This is a genomic window from Bacillus sp. YC2 (assembly GCF_019891195.1).
GTDB lineage: Bacteria > Bacillota > Bacilli > Bacillales > Bacillaceae > Bacillus.
This window is the reverse complement of record NZ_JAHXDO010000003.1, coordinates 230,303-246,310: the sequence shown is the minus strand read 5'-3', so window position 1 is coordinate 246,310 and position 16,008 is coordinate 230,303. Positions and strand designations below refer to the sequence as shown.

The following is a 16,008-nucleotide window of genomic DNA, read 5'->3' as shown; positions in this document are numbered from 1 at the left end:
TTACTTTTTGAACGCATAAGCAATTCACGGTATAGTGTATACATAGTCCAGTACGTTTGCTAAAGGAGCTGTAAGCAGTGATAAAAGCGTTAATCTTTGATTTTGACGGATTAATTTTAGATACAGAAACCCATGAATATGAAGTGCTGCAAGAAATGTTTGAAGAGCACGGATCAACATTGCCCCTGTCCGTCTGGGGAAAGGTCATCGGTACGGCCGCCGGATTTAAGCCGTTTGCCTATTTAGAGGAACAGCTTGGGAGAGAGCTTGATCACGATGAACTGACGGCGATCAGGCGCCAGCGATTTGCACAGCGGATGAAAACAGAAAAAGCGCGCCCCGGTGTGGAGGCTTATTTAGCCGCGGCAAAAGAGCTGGGGCTGAGGGTCGGCCTGGCTTCAAGCTCAGACTTTAAATGGGTATCGGAACACCTGAAAGAATTAGGCTTGTTTGATGAATTTGAAGTCATTCAAACGGCTGATGACGTGGAAGAGGTGAAGCCGAATCCGGAACTTTATTTGAAAGCAGCGGAACATTTAGGTGTCGAACCGGCTGAGTGTCTTGCTTTTGAGGATTCTGTCAACGGGTCGATTGCCGCCAAGCGCGCCGGCATGAAGTGCGTCATCGTGCCGAATAAAGTGACAGGCGCTCTCTTGTTTGAAGACTACGACCACAGACTCGAATCTATGGCCGAATTGGAACTTGAATTATTATTACAGCGATTGAATCAACAAAACTAATCGGCAGGGGGAAGCAGCGTTGTCTGAAAAACTAGATCTGACCCGTTTCGAAAAGAAAATGGTCATACGGAATATGGAAGAGAAAGATATCAATAAAATTATTGAACTGCAAAAGGATTGTTTCCCGGGAATGGAGCCTTGGGAGCCTGAGCATTTAATCAGCCATCTGGCGCATTTTCCGGAAGGGCAGTTTTGCGCGGAGTATGAAGGCGAGATTATCGGCTCCTGCTCAAGCCTGATCATCAATTTCGATGAGTATGATGACCGTCATACATGGCAGGATATTACAGATGACGGATATATCACAAATCACAATCCGGACGGCTTAAATCTGTACGGCATTGAAGTGATGGTTCACCCGACGTACAGAAGGATGAAGATCGGCCACCGTTTGTATGAAGCGAGAAAAGATTTGGCGAGACGATTGAATTTAAAAAGCATCATCATCGGCGGTCGGATTCCGAATTACCACAAGTACGCTGAAGAGATGACGGCCAGAACCTATGTCGAGCAGGTGACACGCCACCAGATTTATGATCCGGTTCTCTCATTCCAGCTGATGAACGGATTTACATTAATGCGGATTAACCCGAATTATCTGCCGGATGATACGGCCTCTATTAAATATGCGACATTAATGGAATGGAATAATGTCGATTATCTGCCGCAGTCGAAACGTTATTACAAATCGGCATTTCCTGTGCGCATTTGCGCCATTCAATATGAAATGAAAAAGATTTATTCCTTTGAGGAATTTGCCAATCAAGTTGAATATTACGTCGATGTGGCCTCTGACGCGAGATCTGATTTCGCAGTTTTCCCTGAGATCTTCACGACCCAGCTCATGTCATTTCTGGAGGAACGCTCCCCGAGCCTGGCAATCCAGAGAATTACCGAATATACGGAGGACTATATCAGTCTGTTCACAGACCTTGCGGTGAAATATAACGTCAACATTATCGGCGGATCTCACTTTGTCGAAGAAGAGGGGAAAATTTATAACATCGCGTATTTATTCAGGCGGGACGGCACAATTGAAAAACAATACAAGCTCCATATTACGCCGAATGAGCGGAAATGGTGGGGCATCAGCGCCGGTGATCAAGTCCGCGTGTTTGACACGGACTGCGGAAAAATCGCCATTCAAGTTTGCTACGATATCGAATTTCCAGAGCTTGCGAGGATCGCAGCGGAACAAGGGGCGAAAATTATCTTTACGCCATTTTGCACAGAAGACCGCCAAGGCTACTTGCGCGTGAGGTATTGCTCTCAGGCGAGAGCGGTGGAAAACCAAATTTACACCGTCATCTCCGGTACCGTCGGAAACCTGCCGCAAACGGAAAACATGGATATTCAATACGCGCAATCCGCTATTTTTGCTCCGTCTGATTTTGAATTTGCCAGAGACGGAATCGTCGGTGAAACGAATCCGAATATTGAAATGGTCGTGATCGGCGACGTGGATTTGGAAATTTTAAGAAGGCAGCGGGAAAACGGAACCGTGCGCCAGCTGAAAGACAGACGCAAAGACATTTACCGAATTACGTATCTCAAATAAAACATCGCCCGCCCCGCTGAGGAGGCGGGCTGTTTTTTGCTTTTTTAGAGCTTCTGTATGACAGGTTTGGATGCTTCCGCTCGATTCGCGGCGAAAGCGTTTTTTTATTTCTCATCGGTTTATTGACTCGTCTCTGATCCGCCTTTATATTCTTAATAAGAGGAAACACCAAGATAATCGGCTTACGGGCCGGCCAGCTTTCGATACAGCGTAACGATATTGAAAGGGAGATGATCGGTGTGGAACATGTACAGCAAAATCAATCACTCAAGCAAAAGGATAAAGACTTCATTTGGCATGCCATGAAAGGGGCGGAGCCGGACGACAGTCTGATCGCCCAGAAGGGGGAAGGGGCTTGGGTTACTGATATAGACGGAAGGCGGTATTTGGATGCCATGTCAGGGCTGTGGTGCGTGAATATCGGTTACGGCAGAAAGGAACTTGCTGATGCGGCTTACGAACAATTGAAGGAGCTGCCTTATTACCCGCTGACGCAAAGCCACACGCCGGCTATCAAGCTTGCAGAAAAGCTGAATGAATGGCTTGGCGGCGATTATGTGATCTTTTTTTCCAACAGCGGTTCAGAAGCAAATGAGACCGCATTCAAAATTGCCCGCCAATACCATATTGAAAACGGGGATCACGGCCGCTACAAATTCATTTCCAGATACAGAGCCTATCACGGCAATTCGATGGGAGCGCTCGCCGCTACCGGCCAGGCGCAGAGGAAGTACAAATATGAGCCGTTAAGCCAAGGTTTTTTGCATGCTGCGCCGCCAGACCTCTATCGGAATCCCGCCGATGCTGATACATTAGAAAGCGCACGGGAAATCGACCGGATCATGACGTGGGAGTTAAGTGAAACGATTGCAGGCGTGATTATGGAGCCGATTATTACAGGCGGGGGCATTTTAATGCCGCCGGAAGGGTATATGGCTAAGGTGGAGGACATTTGCCGTCGCCACGGCGCGCTTTTGATTTGTGATGAGGTGATTTGCGGATTCGGCCGCACGGGAGAGCCTTTCGGGTTCCAGCATTATGGCGTAAAGCCTGATATCGTCACAATGGCGAAAGGCATCACGAGTGCTTATCTGCCGCTTTCGGCTACTGCGGTGAAACGGGAAATTTTTGAGGCATACAGCGGCGGGGGGCCGTATGACCGCTTCCGCCACGTGAATACATTCGGAGGAAATCCGGCTGCCTGTGCCCTCGCATTGAAAAACCTGCAAATCATGGAGGATGAAAGTCTGATCGGCCGTTCACGAGAGCTTGGCGAAAGGCTGCTAAAGGAGCTTCAGTCACTCAGAGAACACCCTGCGGTCGGGGATGTACGGGGGAAAGGCCTGCTCGTTGGAATAGAACTCGTAAAGGATAAAATCACGAAAGAGCCGGCTGATGCTGCAGCTGTTCAGCACGTCGTTTCCGCTTGTAAGGAAAAAGGGCTGATCGTCGGGAAGAATGGAGATACCGTAGCGGGATATAATAACGTAATCCAGCTTTCACCGCCTTTCTGTCTCTCGGAAGAGGAGCTTTCATTTATCATTGCGACGGTCAAGGAAAGTGTGCTGAGCATCTGATTTTTTAATATTAAAGGAGTAAAACATGAGTTTTCACAAACAGAAAATTTTACCGGCTATCCGGAATATGAAGCAGTTTGACGCGTTTTTAGAAAGTCCGTTTTTGTACGGCGTCATTTTAGATATTCACCTGGGTCAATTGAAAGGTGTCGTAAACGAAGCGAAAAAGCACGGAAAGCATCTGATGGTTCACGTTGATTTGATCCACGGCATTAAACATGATGAATACGGGGCGGAGTTTATCTGCCAGGACATCAAGCCTGCCGGCATTATTTCAACGAGATCCACCGTCATCGCCAAAGCGAAACAAAAGAAAATATACGCGATTCAGCGGCTGTTTTTACTCGATACGAGCGCTGTGGAGAAAAGCATGGAGTTTGTCGGGAAACATAAGCCGGATTTCATTGAGGTCCTCCCGGGCATCGTTCCTACCTTGATCCGGGAAATTAAAGAAATGACGGGGATACCGATTTTCGCCGGCGGCTTTATCCGAACTGAACAGGATGTTGATAATGCTCTGAAGGCCGGGGCCACGGCAGTGACTACATCAGATACCGAGCTGTGGGCTAAATATGAACATTCTATGACAAAAAAAGATTGACACCGCTTTCACCCGTTGTTACAATAGACCTAGGTTAATACTATTGTGATGGAGACCCGGAGACCCACAACAGCACTTTACGAAAGCAATCAAGCGTAAAGAGGTTTGTTGTGGGCTTTTTATTCTCTATAACTCTGTCAAACCTGCTATTATGTCATTTTAGGAGGAATTATGATGACAGCATTTTGGGGAGAAGTAATCGGTACAATGCTGCTTATTATTTTTGGCGGCGGTGTTTGTGCGGGAGTCAATTTAAAGAAATCGCTTTCATACCAATCCGGATGGATTGTTATTGTATTTGGATGGGGATTGGGTGTTGCCATGGCGGCGTATGCTGTCGGAGGAATCAGCGGTGCTCATCTTAATCCGGCTTTAACGATAGGCCTTGCGCTTGAAGGCAGTTTTCCTTGGAAAGAGGTTCCTGTTTATATCGCGGGACAAATGATCGGAGCAATCATCGGTGCGGTTCTTGTGTACCTTCACTATCTGCCGCATTGGAAGGTGACCGACGATCCTGCTGCTAAACTCGGCGTTTTCTCAACCGGGCCGAGTATTCCGCATACATTTGGGAATATGGTAAGTGAAATCATTGGTACGTTTGTGCTTGTGCTCGGCATTTTGGCAATCGGGGCGAATGAATTTACAAAAGGGCTGAACCCGCTTATTGTCGGTTTCCTCATCGTTGCCATCGGAATTTCTCTTGGAGGAACGACAGGATATGCGATCAACCCTGCACGGGATTTAGGGCCGAGAATCGCCCACGCATTTCTGCCGATTCCGAAAAAAGGACCGTCTAATTGGAAATACGCATGGATTCCCGTTATCGGTCCGATACTTGGCGGAGCATTCGGCGGTGTATTTTACAATGCTGCGTTTAAAGGAAATGTGACACCTGGCTTCTGGTTTGTAAGCGTTATATTGGTTGTGGTACTGTTAATACTTTATGTATATACGAAGAGATCTCAATCACCGAAAACCTTATCAAATTCTAAATATATTTAAAAAGGAGAGCGGCATCATGGAAACCTATATTTTATCATTAGATCAAGGCACAACAAGTTCAAGAGCGATTCTTTTTAATAAAGAAGGCAAGATCGTGCATTCCGCTCAAAAGGAATTCACGCAGTTCTTCCCGCAGCCCGGCTGGGTGGAGCACAGTGCGAATGAAATCTGGGGATCGGTGCTGGCTGTTATCGCTACAGTCATTTCTGAATCCGGAATCAGCGCTGATCAAATTGCCGGAATCGGCATCACAAACCAAAGGGAAACAACGGTCGTATGGGATAAAGATACCGGAAAACCTGTTTACAATGCCATCGTGTGGCAATCAAGGCAAACTGCCGGCATTTGTGAAGAGCTGCGTGAAAAAGGGTATAATGACACATTCAGAGAAAAAACGGGTCTTCTGATCGATCCGTATTTCTCAGGAACGAAAGTGAAATGGATTCTTGACAATGTTGAAGGCGCGCGGGAAAAAGCGGAAAATGGAAACCTTCTGTTCGGAACGATTGACTCGTGGCTCATCTGGAAAATGTCAGGCGGCGCGGCGCACGTAACGGATTATTCCAATGCGTCAAGAACGCTGATGTTTAACATTCATGATTTAAAATGGGATGATGAGCTGCTTGATATTTTAGGCGTGCCGAAATCAATGCTGCCGGAAGTGAAGCCGTCTTCACATGTGTACGCGAAAACGGTTGATTACCACTTCTTCGGTAAAAACATTCCGATAGCGGGAGCTGCCGGAGACCAGCAATCAGCATTGTTCGGCCAGGCGTGCTTTGAAGAAGGCATGGGGAAAAACACATATGGCACAGGCTGCTTTATGCTCATGAATACCGGAGAAAAAGCGATTACATCAGAGCACGGCCTGCTGACGACAATTGCCTGGGGGATTGACGGCAAAGTGGAGTATGCGCTTGAAGGAAGCATTTTTGTCGCAGGATCTGCCATCCAATGGCTCAGAGACGGGATGCGGCTGTTCCAGGATTCCGCGCAAAGCGAGACATACGCAGAGCGTGTGGATTCAACTGACGGCGTCTATGTCGTCCCTGCTTTTGTCGGCTTAGGCACACCTTATTGGGACAGTGACGTGCGCGGCTCTGTATTCGGCCTGACACGCGGAACGACGAAGGAACACTTCATCCGCGCTACGCTGGAATCTCTTGCTTATCAGGCAAAAGACGTTCTTGACGCAATGGAGGCTGATTCCGGCATCTCTTTAAAAACATTGCGCGTGGACGGCGGAGCAGTAAAAAACAATTTTCTTATGCAGTTCCAAGGCGACCTGCTGAATGTTCCCGTCGAACGTCCTGAAATAAATGAGACGACGGCGCTGGGTGCGGCGTACTTAGCCGGAATCGCGGTCGGCTATTGGAAGGACAGCTCTGAAATCGCTGATCAATGGAATTTGGATAAGCGATTTGAGCCGGAAATGGAAGAAGACAAACGCGAAGAATTGTATAATGGCTGGAAAAAAGCTGTAAAAGCAGCAATGGCTTTTAAATAAGGCGTAAGTGTGGTATACTGAAAACAAGTTAATAGGAACGGTCCTGAGATGAGGAGAGACCACAGCACCAAAGTGATGACATGCGCTTTGGCTGTTGTGGTCTCTTTTTCCTATACCGTGACAACAAGGAGGAAACGTAATGATGAATCATCAATTTTCAAGTCTTGAACGGGATAATATGCTGGAAGACATGACAAAAAAAACATATGATCTGTTTATTATAGGCGGAGGGATTACAGGTGCAGGTACTGCGCTTGACGCCGCTTCAAGAGGAATGAAAGTCGCACTGAGCGAAATGCAGGACTTTGCGGCCGGCACATCAAGCCGATCCACAAAGCTTGTCCATGGCGGATTACGGTATTTGAAACAATTTGAAGTGAAAATGGTCGCAGAAGTCGGTAAGGAACGGGCAATCGTATACGAAAACGGCCCGCACGTCACGACTCCGGAATGGATGCTGCTTCCGTTCCATAAAGGCGGCACTTTCGGTTCATTCTCAACGTCCATCGGCTTAAGAGTATATGACTTTCTGGCCGGCGTAAAAAAATCAGAACGCAGAAGCATGCTGTCTGCAAAAGAAACGCTCCAAAAAGAGCCGCTCGTTAAAAAAGACGGCTTAAAAGGCGGCGGTTACTACGTTGAGTACCGGACAGACGATGCGAGACTGACAATTGAAGTTATGAAAGAAGCCGTAAAATTCGGAGCAGAGCCGGTCAACTATTCTAAAGTGAAAGAGCTTCTGTACGAAAAAGGGAAAGTTGTCGGTGTTTTAATTGAAGATATGCTGACCGGCAAGGAATATAACATTTACGCTAAAAAAGTCGTCAATGCGACAGGTCCGTGGGTCGACCAGCTGAGAGAAAAAGACCACAGCAAAAACGGAAAGCATCTCCAGCATACAAAAGGCGTCCATCTTGTATTCGACCAATCCGTATTCCCGCTTAAACAGGCGGTGTACTTTGATACGCCTGACGGCCGGATGGTATTTGCCATTCCGCGCGAAGGAAAAACATACGTGGGTACGACAGATACGGTTTACAAGCAAGCGCTTGAGCATCCGCGCATGACGGTGCAGGATCGCGACTATGTCGTAAACTCAATCAATTATATGTTCCCTGAGCTGAATATTACAGCGGATGATATTGAATCAAGCTGGGCGGGGCTTCGACCGCTGATTCACGAGGAAGGAAAAGATCCTTCAGAGATTTCACGTAAAGACGAGATCTGGACATCTCAATCAGGTTTGATCACGATCGCCGGAGGAAAACTGACGGGATACAGAAAAATGGCTGAGCACATTGTCAACCTTGTCAGTGAGCGTTTAAAAGAAGAGGGCGGCCAGGACTTCGGCGCTTGTAAAACGAAGACGATGCCGATTTCCGGAGGGCATGTCGGCGGCTCCAAAAACTTCGAGTCATTTGTGGAAGCGAAGACAAAAGAAGGCGTGAAGATCGGTTTATCAGAACAAAATGCGAAGCAGTTAGCCATCAGATACGGTTCTAACGTAGAAAATGTATTCAGCCGGATTGAAGGCCTGACTGACGAAGCAGTAAAACGCCAGATGCCGGTTCACATTTTGGCAGAGGCTGCATACAGCATTGAAGAAGAGATGGCCGCAACACCTGCTGATTTCTTCGTCCGCAGAACGGGCAGACTTTACTTCGATATTCAATGGGTTGAAGCACATAAAACGGCTGTGATTGATTACATGAGCGACCGTTTCCAATGGGATGAAAAAACGAAAGCGAAACACACAGAGCAGTTAAACACGCTGCTGCATGATGCAGTTGTACCGCTCGAACAATAATTATCAGAGGGCTGTGCCGAAAAGGCATAAGCCCTTCTTTTACATAGAACAGCGATACAATGTTTTCAAGTGACACGGACAGCCGCTTCATATTAAAATATGGTCATAAGCTGAAATTATAGGAGGACGAACATGAGTTGGAGTAAGAGCTACGAACGCTGGAAACAGAGCGAACATTTAGATTCTGAATTGAAAAAATTATTAGCAGATGCAGAAGGAAACGAGCAGATGCTGGAAGACTTTTTCTACAAAAACCTTGAGTTCGGAACGGGAGGCATGCGCGGAGAAATCGGCCCGGGAACGAACCGGATGAATATCTATACGGTCCGCAAAGCTTCCGCCGGACTTGCTGCGTATATCGTAAAGCAGGGAGAGGAAGCGAAAAAAAGAGGCGTCGCAATCGCTTATGATTCCCGCCATAAATCGCCTGAATTTGCGATGGAAGCGGCGAAAACACTGGCCTCCCAAGGCATTCAAACGTACGTTTTTGATGAGCTCCGCCCGACGCCTGAGCTGTCTTTTGCAGTCAGAAAGCTGAACGCCTTTGCGGGTATTGTCGTGACAGCCAGCCATAATCCGCCTGAATATAACGGCTATAAAGTATACGGTGACGACGGCGGGCAGCTGCCGCCGAGCGAAGCGGACATCGTTATCAGTGAGGTGAATGCCATCGAAAACGAATTGGCCATTCACGTTGAGAACGAACAGGCGCTGAAGGAAAAAGGCTTAATTACCATGATCGGTGAAGAGATTGATAAGGCTTACACGGAAAAACTGACTTCTATTTCCGTTCATCCCGAGCTTGCCGATGAAGTGGACGTAAGCGTGGTTTTCACCCCGCTGCACGGTACGGCGAATAAACCGGTTCGCCGCGGACTCGAAGCACTCGGTTACAAACGCGTCACCGTCGTAAAAGAACAAGAGCTTCCTGATCCGAATTTCTCAACCGTCCCATCGCCTAACCCGGAGGAGCACGCGGCATTTGAATATGCAATCAAGCTTGGTGAAGAGCAGAACGCTGACATTCTGGTCGCAACAGATCCGGATGCCGACCGCCTCGGTATTGCCGTGAAAAACAATGAAGGCAAGTACACGGTCCTGACAGGCAACCAGACAGGTGCGCTTTTCATGCATTACCTTCTTTCCGAGAAGAAAAAGAAAGGAACGCTTCCTGATAACGGCGTTGTTCTTAAAACGATTGTGACCAGCGAACTCGGCCGCGCAGTCGCATCTTCTTTCGGACTGGACACAATTGATACATTAACCGGCTTTAAATTTATCGGCGAAAAAATCAAAGAATATGAAAAGTCCGGCCAGTACACGTTTCAATTCGGGTATGAAGAAAGCTATGGCTACTTAATCGGCGATTTTGCGCGTGACAAAGATGCGATTCAGGCCGCTCTGATGGCAGTTGAAGTGTGCGCCTTCTATAAAAAACAGGGAATGTCGCTTTATGACGCGCTGCAGGCAATCTTTGAGGAGTACGGATATTACCGAGAAGGCCTGAAATCTCTGACGTTAAAAGGAAAGCAGGGCGCCGAACAGATTGCCGCTATCTTAACGTCTTTCAGAAATGACCCGCCGGAACAAATGGCAGGAAAACAGATCACGCAAGCCGAGGATTATTCCGTCGGAAAACGAACTGTATTTGCTGAACAAAAAGAAGAGGACATTGACCTGCCGAAATCAAACGTCCTGAAATATTTCCTTGAAGACGGCTCTTGGTTCTGTCTTCGTCCATCAGGAACAGAGCCTAAAGTTAAATTTTATTTTGCCGTGAAAGGAACATCTTTACAAGACAGCGAACAGCGTCTGATAGCGTTATCTGAAGCCGTCATGAAAACGGTAGAAAGCATCGCGGAACAAACAAAGTAAAGCACAATCCGCCGGAATCTCAGCCGGCGGATTTTTTGTTGCGTCTCATCCAAAAGGCTGAGAAAAAATCATCCTGCAAACGAGGGAATATTTTGAAAATAACTGTTATAATGTAGATAATTCTTATGGGCCGGAGTGAGAGAGTTTGAGCAAAACATCGGTGGAGAAATTAAAAACATTAAAAGCGATCGCGGAAACTTTAAATCAAGGTCATGACCTGAAAGAAACACTTAATGAAGTGCTGCGTGAACTGCTCAGCCTGACCGGCCTTCAATCAGGCTGGATTTTTCTCATTGAGGCGGATGGACCCTATACACTGGCTGCATCCGCTTATTTGCCGCCCGCCCTCAGCCAGCGGGAAAACGTGCTGATGTGCAGCGGGGACTGCTATTGTCTCACTAAATTCAGCAACGGGGGATTAACAAAAGCGGCAAACATTATGAATTGTAAACGGATTGAATTAGCGAAACAGGCGAATTCATATGACACGGAGGGCATTACCCATCACGCGACCGTCCCGCTTGAAGACGGCGACCGGAGATTCGGTTTATTAAATGTCGCGTCCGGCGGGAAGACGTTTTTTAATGAGGAGGAGCTTCATCTCCTTGAGGCTGTCGCTTTTCAAATCGGGACGGCGATCCAGCGGATGAAACTCGCTGAATTTGAACAGCAGCATGCGCTTTTGATGGAACGCAGCCGCCTTGCGCAAGAGCTGCATGATTCCGTCAATCAGATGCTGTTTTCCGTCAGCTTAACGGCAAAAGCGGCCAAAACGTTGACGGATGACGAACGGCTACGGCAGATGATCGCTTTCATCCAAGAGCTGTCTCAGGACGCATTAGCGGAAATGAGGGCGCTGATCTGGCAGCTGCGGCCTGAAAGTCTTTCAAAAGGGCTCAGTGAGTCAATCAAAAGCTATGCCGTTCTCATCGGCTTACAAGCACACTGTGAAAGGGCCGATGTCCCGCCGATTACCGATGAACAGGAACATGCGCTGTGGAGAATTGCCCAAGAGGCGCTGAATAATTGTAAAAAGCATGCAGGAACGGAATGGGTTTCTATTTCTGTGGCGGAGGAAGCGGAATACGCAGAGCTTAAAATTGCAGATCAAGGCACAGGCTTCAGCATTGATTCGCATGCCGGGCTGCCGTCACTCGGCATTGCCGGGATGAAAGCGCGCGCTGAAGCATGCGGCGGCCGTTTTACGCTGCTGTCTGAGCTTGGCGCGGGCACCATTGTCTCCGTCAAACTTCCGCTTGACGGCAAAAGGAGGGCGAAACGATGAAAATTGTGATAGCCGATGATCATCACGTTGTCCGCAAGGGACTTCGTTTTTTCTTTGCCACACAAGAGGATATTGAAGTTGTCGGCGAGGCGTCTACCGGAGCCGAAGCTCTTCAAGCTGCTCAAGAAACAAAGCCGGACATTATCTTAATGGATTTATCAATGCCGGATATGGACGGCATTGAAGCGGCGAGGATCGCTTCAGAACGGTTTCCGGACATCAGCATTGTTGTGCTGACAAGCTATTCTGACCAGCAGCATGTCATTCCGGCTCTTAAAGCAGGCGCCAAGGCGTATCAGCTGAAAGACGCGCAGCCCGATGATTTAGTGAGAACGCTTCGCCAAGTGTATTCCGGCCGTTATCAGCTTTCGGCGGATATTATGCCCCACGTGCTGACACATATGAGGCAGGATGATCAGGATAAAGAAAAATATTATCAGCTGACGCGCCGGGAAAAAGACGTTCTGAAGGAAATAGCGGGCGGAAAAAGCAACAAGGAAATTGCTTCATCCCTGTTTATTTCTGAAAAAACAGTCAAAACTCATGTGTCCAACTTACTTTCAAAACTGGATCTGTCAGACAGGACGCAGGCTGCTTTGTTTGCTGTGAAAAATAACTTATATGGAGAGATGGAAAAATGAGTATTTTAGTGATAAGCGGCACTCCGAGAAAACAAGGCAGGACAAGAATCGCGGCTTCGTATATCAGAGACCGTTTCCATACGGATTTTATCGATCTGAGCGAAAACGGACTGCCGCTTTATAATGGCGAAGAAAAACAGGCCGAACTGCAATCGGTTAAGGAGCTCAGACAGCGCGTAAAAGAGTCGTCTGCTGTGGTTTTATTATCTCCTGAATACCATAGCGGCATGAGCGGAGCTTTAAAAAACGCGATTGATTTCCTAAGCAGTGAACAATTGAAATATAAACCCGTTGCGATACTTGCAGCAGCCGGCGGCGGAAAAGGCGGAATGAACGCATTGACAAATATGCGCACGGTTATGCGGGGCGTGTATGCAAATGTGATTCCGAAGCAGCTCATTTTAGATCCTGTACATATTGATCTTGAACATCAAACCGTTACAGAGGATATGGCGGTCAGTATTAAAGAAATGATGGAAGAATTACAAATGTTCGCAAAAGCAATAAATCCCGGCGTGTAAAGCCGGGATTTTTTTTATGTCAGGAGGGCTAATTGATCTTCATACGCCAATTCTGCCGCATGGTCAATATAGCCGAGGAGTGAATACAGTTCTTTTTCGAGCACCGCGTTATCGAGTTCAAAATGATACGCATGCAGAAAGTGCTCGATTCGTTTTGATAATAAATCATCTTTTGTGCGCACCATCAGAATTAATAAGTTATCCCATTGGGATCGATGTGTGTAATACAGAGCTTTATTATAATCAGCATGATCCATCTTTTCGCTTCTCCTTTCCGGTGAGAAGTTCGTGATTAGTTTATGCCGATCAGGCCGGGATGCGCCGGGGAAAAGTTGGTGACCGCATGAACAGCGGCATAGCAATATGAGGGAGACATAAAATAAAATGTGCATGCTTTTTGCGCTTTTGGAAACGCTAAGAAAACAAATAATGAATCAGGAGAACATACAGATGAAATCCCTTCCATTTGCGCTTGCCCTTCTGTTTTGCGGCATTTTAATCGTTTCAATCGCTGAAAAAGGACATACGGAGCACCTCAATGATTCAGTGGAAAAGTGGGAGCATCTCGCCTGGAATCAGCTTAAGCGTGAATATAAAGGCGCGAAGCTTTCGGATTATTCCTATATGGGGCGTACAAAGGTGAATCGGGAACAGACAAAAGACGTATTTCGGGTAACGGTAAAAACGAAGGCTGAAACATTTTCCTCCCGGGCCGAAGTGTATTTTCACCCGGTGACAAGACACGTCATCAGCATAAATATATTTCGTCTGTAAAAAAAGCTGCACGGCCTTATATGGCCGTACAGCTTTATAAATATCAGAAGAAACGTTTTGCGCCAAGGTAGCGCTGTTTCCAATATGAATTGTCCATGTTGGAAATAACGACTCCCGAATCATTGGCATTAATAAACTGTCCGTTTCCGAGATAAATTCCGACATGAGACGGGCCTGCTTTGTAAGTGGAATAGAAGACAAAGTCCCCGACGGCCGGCTGGCTGACAGATGACATCGTATTCCAATAGCCCGCGGCTGACAGTCTGGATACGGAAGTGACTTTATTCAGAACGTAATAAATGAACCCGCTGCAGTCAAAGCCTCTCGGTGTCGTTCCGCCCCAAACATACGGCACGCCCAATTGTGCTTTCGCGGCACTGATCATCGTGTTGATTTTAGCGCTCGTTGAGCCGGTGCCGCCGGGATTGTTTGGTGTTGAAGATGTTGACTGGCCGGTAATCGTCAGCTTTTGTCCGACTTGAAGCACATCTGTTTTCAAATTGTTTTTCTCACGGATCTGCTGGGCGGTCACATTGAATTTTTGGGCGATCACCCATAAAGAATCCCCGCTTTTCACCGTGTATGTAGTCGTTTTCCCTGTGTCTTCGGAATTGCTCGGAGTTGACGAAGAACCGGAAGAGGATGTCTTTGCCAGCTTAAGCACTTGTCCGACTTGAAGCACGTCCGATGTTAAATGATTGTTGGTTCTGATTTGCTGAACCGTCATGTTGTATGCGTTTGCGATCTTCCAGAGTGAGTCCCCGCTTTTTACCGTATAGGTTGACGTTTGCGTCTGGTTATTATTTGAATTGTTGTTGTTGGACGGCTTATTTCCTGACGAAGCCGTTCCTTTCGTTTTTAAGACCTGATTTACGTAGATAGTATCTGTTTTTAAATTGTTTAATACCTTTAATTCTGCAATGGTCATATTGACGCTGTTTGCGATTTTCCAAAGTGAATCGCCGAGTTTTACTTTGTACGTTCCTGAAGACGATGAGTTTTTTGAGCTGTTATTATTCGAACTGCTGCCGGAATTGTTTTTCGTCTGCTCTGTACTTGAGGAAACCTTTCCGGACACTTGTAATTTTTGACCGGCGCGAATTAAATCGCTTGTCAGCCCGTTCAGTTTTTTCAGCTCCTGCACGGACATTTTAAAATCGTTTGCAATCAGCCACAGCGAATCTCCGCTTTTTACCGTATAAACGCTCTTAGTCGTACTGGTTGTTTTAGAAGACGAAGAAGAGCTGCCCGTACCGGATTTGCCGTTTGGAACGGTGAGTGTCTGCCCGATGGAAAGAACGGTGGATTTCAGATGATTGGCTGATGTAATCGCATCCACGCTTGTGTTGTAGTTTTGGGCAAGCTTCCATAAAGAATCTCCGCTTTTTACTTTAATGGTCTGTGCTTCTGCCGGTGTTACAGTTAATGCAGACCCGACAATCGCAGATGCAGTCAAACCGACTGCCAATTTTTTTTTCATAGTAAATCTCCCTTTTCCTGCGATGATTTTCCTGTCTCCGTCACCCGATATCTGCTCCGCAAGGTGAAGACAACAGTAATGATAACCTTAATATCGGCTCGTGTCTGCTGATCGTTTATCGATTTGAGAGAATTAGGCCTTTTTTCTTACGTAAGGCATAAAAAAAAAGAAGGAATGCGGGCATTCCTTCAGCTTCTTAGCAGTCTCATAATCTCCTCTTTATTTTTAACCAGGTCTCTTAATGTATATTTATCTAAAACGGCAAGATAAGATGAGAGGGCTTCATTCAGCAAATTCTTCAAGTTGCAGGCGGGAGATATGATACAGAGATTTTTTTGGGAATCAAAGCATTCTACGATGTTAAAGTCGTCTTCTGTTTTTCTGACGACCTCTCCAATGTTTATGTCTTCCGGCGCCATTCCTAATCGAATTCCGCCTCCCCGGCCGCGGATGGTTTCCACGTAACCGAGCTGGCCGAGACGATAAATCACTTTCATAAGATGATTTTTGGAAATTGAGTATGTTTCAGCAATTTGTTTTATGTTTGAAAGCTCTTCGGAATGTCTGGAAGCCAAAAAAATCAAAACTCTTAAAGAATAATCGGTGTAATTTGTTAATTTCATAGAATGACCTCGAAATA

General features: G+C 46.8%; 15 protein-coding genes. 12 read left to right on the top strand and 3 right to left on the bottom strand.

What is annotated here, in order from left to right:
* Nucleotides 1-77: 77 nt before the first annotated feature.
* From KY305_RS07930 to KY305_RS07880, 11 genes are all read left to right on the top strand, one after another.
* The gene (locus tag KY305_RS07930) at nt 78-740 is read left to right on the top strand and encodes an HAD family hydrolase (RefSeq protein ID WP_223062075.1); all 663 of its coding nucleotides are present in this window, start codon (nt 78-80) and stop codon (nt 738-740) included.
* 19 nt (nt 741-759) lie between these two features.
* Complete coding sequence (locus KY305_RS07925; protein WP_223062074.1) at nt 760-2,298, top strand: bifunctional GNAT family N-acetyltransferase/carbon-nitrogen hydrolase family protein; 1,539 nt, start codon at nt 760-762, stop codon at nt 2,296-2,298.
* A gap of 230 nt (nt 2,299-2,528) precedes the next feature.
* Complete coding sequence (locus KY305_RS07920) at nt 2,529-3,875, top strand: aspartate aminotransferase family protein (RefSeq protein ID WP_223062073.1); 1,347 nt, start codon at nt 2,529-2,531, stop codon at nt 3,873-3,875.
* A gap of 25 nt (nt 3,876-3,900) precedes the next feature.
* Nucleotides 3,901-4,476, top strand: coding sequence for a glycerol-3-phosphate responsive antiterminator (locus KY305_RS07915; RefSeq protein ID WP_223062072.1), 576 nt, complete (start codon nt 3,901-3,903; stop codon nt 4,474-4,476).
* A 174-nt stretch (nt 4,477-4,650) separates the two neighbouring features.
* The gene (locus KY305_RS07910) at nt 4,651-5,478 is read left to right on the top strand and encodes an MIP/aquaporin family protein (RefSeq protein ID WP_214800658.1); all 828 of its coding nucleotides are present in this window, start codon (nt 4,651-4,653) and stop codon (nt 5,476-5,478) included.
* 16 nt (nt 5,479-5,494) lie between these two features.
* Nucleotides 5,495-6,985, top strand: coding sequence for a glycerol kinase GlpK (gene glpK / locus KY305_RS07905; RefSeq protein ID WP_214800659.1), 1,491 nt, complete (start codon nt 5,495-5,497; stop codon nt 6,983-6,985).
* Between the two features lie 139 nt (nt 6,986-7,124).
* The gene (gene glpD, locus KY305_RS07900; protein WP_223062071.1) at nt 7,125-8,792 is read left to right on the top strand and encodes a glycerol-3-phosphate dehydrogenase; all 1,668 of its coding nucleotides are present in this window, start codon (nt 7,125-7,127) and stop codon (nt 8,790-8,792) included.
* A gap of 132 nt (nt 8,793-8,924) precedes the next feature.
* Nucleotides 8,925-10,667 carry a phospho-sugar mutase gene (locus tag KY305_RS07895; RefSeq protein WP_223062070.1) on the top strand — a complete coding sequence of 581 codons (1,743 nt, stop codon included), beginning with the start codon at nt 8,925-8,927 and terminating at the stop codon, nt 10,665-10,667.
* Nucleotides 10,668-10,812: 145 nt separating this feature from the next.
* A complete protein-coding gene (locus KY305_RS07890) occupies nt 10,813-11,952 on the top strand; it encodes a GAF domain-containing sensor histidine kinase (RefSeq protein WP_223062069.1) in 1,140 nt (379 codons plus the stop codon).
* Nucleotides 11,949-12,593 carry a response regulator gene (locus KY305_RS07885; protein WP_223062068.1) on the top strand — a complete coding sequence of 215 codons (645 nt, stop codon included), beginning with the start codon at nt 11,949-11,951 and terminating at the stop codon, nt 12,591-12,593. The genes KY305_RS07890 and KY305_RS07885 overlap by 4 nt, the downstream gene beginning before the upstream one ends.
* On the top strand, nt 12,590-13,114 hold the full coding sequence (locus tag KY305_RS07880; protein WP_223062067.1) for an NADPH-dependent FMN reductase: 525 nt from the start codon (nt 12,590-12,592) through the stop codon (nt 13,112-13,114). Before KY305_RS07885 ends, KY305_RS07880 begins: the two co-directional genes overlap by 4 nt.
* 14 nt (nt 13,115-13,128) lie before the next feature.
* Here KY305_RS07880 and KY305_RS07875 read toward each other — a convergent pair whose 3' ends face one another.
* Nucleotides 13,129-13,371: a YhdB family protein gene (locus KY305_RS07875; RefSeq protein WP_223062066.1), complete on the bottom strand. Its 243-nt coding sequence runs from the start codon at nt 13,369-13,371 to the stop codon at nt 13,129-13,131.
* Between the two features lie 193 nt (nt 13,372-13,564).
* Between KY305_RS07875 and KY305_RS07870 the strand changes: the two genes are divergently transcribed.
* Complete coding sequence (locus tag KY305_RS07870) at nt 13,565-13,888, top strand: DUF3889 domain-containing protein (protein WP_223062065.1); 324 nt, start codon at nt 13,565-13,567, stop codon at nt 13,886-13,888.
* Nucleotides 13,889-13,931: 43 nt separating this feature from the next.
* Here KY305_RS07870 and lytF read toward each other — a convergent pair whose 3' ends face one another.
* Both lytF and nsrR read right to left on the bottom strand, forming a co-directional pair.
* A complete protein-coding gene (gene lytF, locus KY305_RS07865; RefSeq protein ID WP_223062064.1) occupies nt 13,932-15,368 on the bottom strand; it encodes a peptidoglycan endopeptidase LytF in 1,437 nt (478 codons plus the stop codon).
* Nucleotides 15,369-15,556: 188 nt separating this feature from the next.
* Nucleotides 15,557-15,991 (bottom strand): nitric oxide-sensing transcriptional repressor NsrR, encoded by a 435-nt coding sequence (gene nsrR, locus KY305_RS07860; RefSeq protein WP_223062063.1) that lies wholly within the window; start codon nt 15,989-15,991, stop codon nt 15,557-15,559.
* Nucleotides 15,992-16,008: the final 17 nt, after the last annotated feature.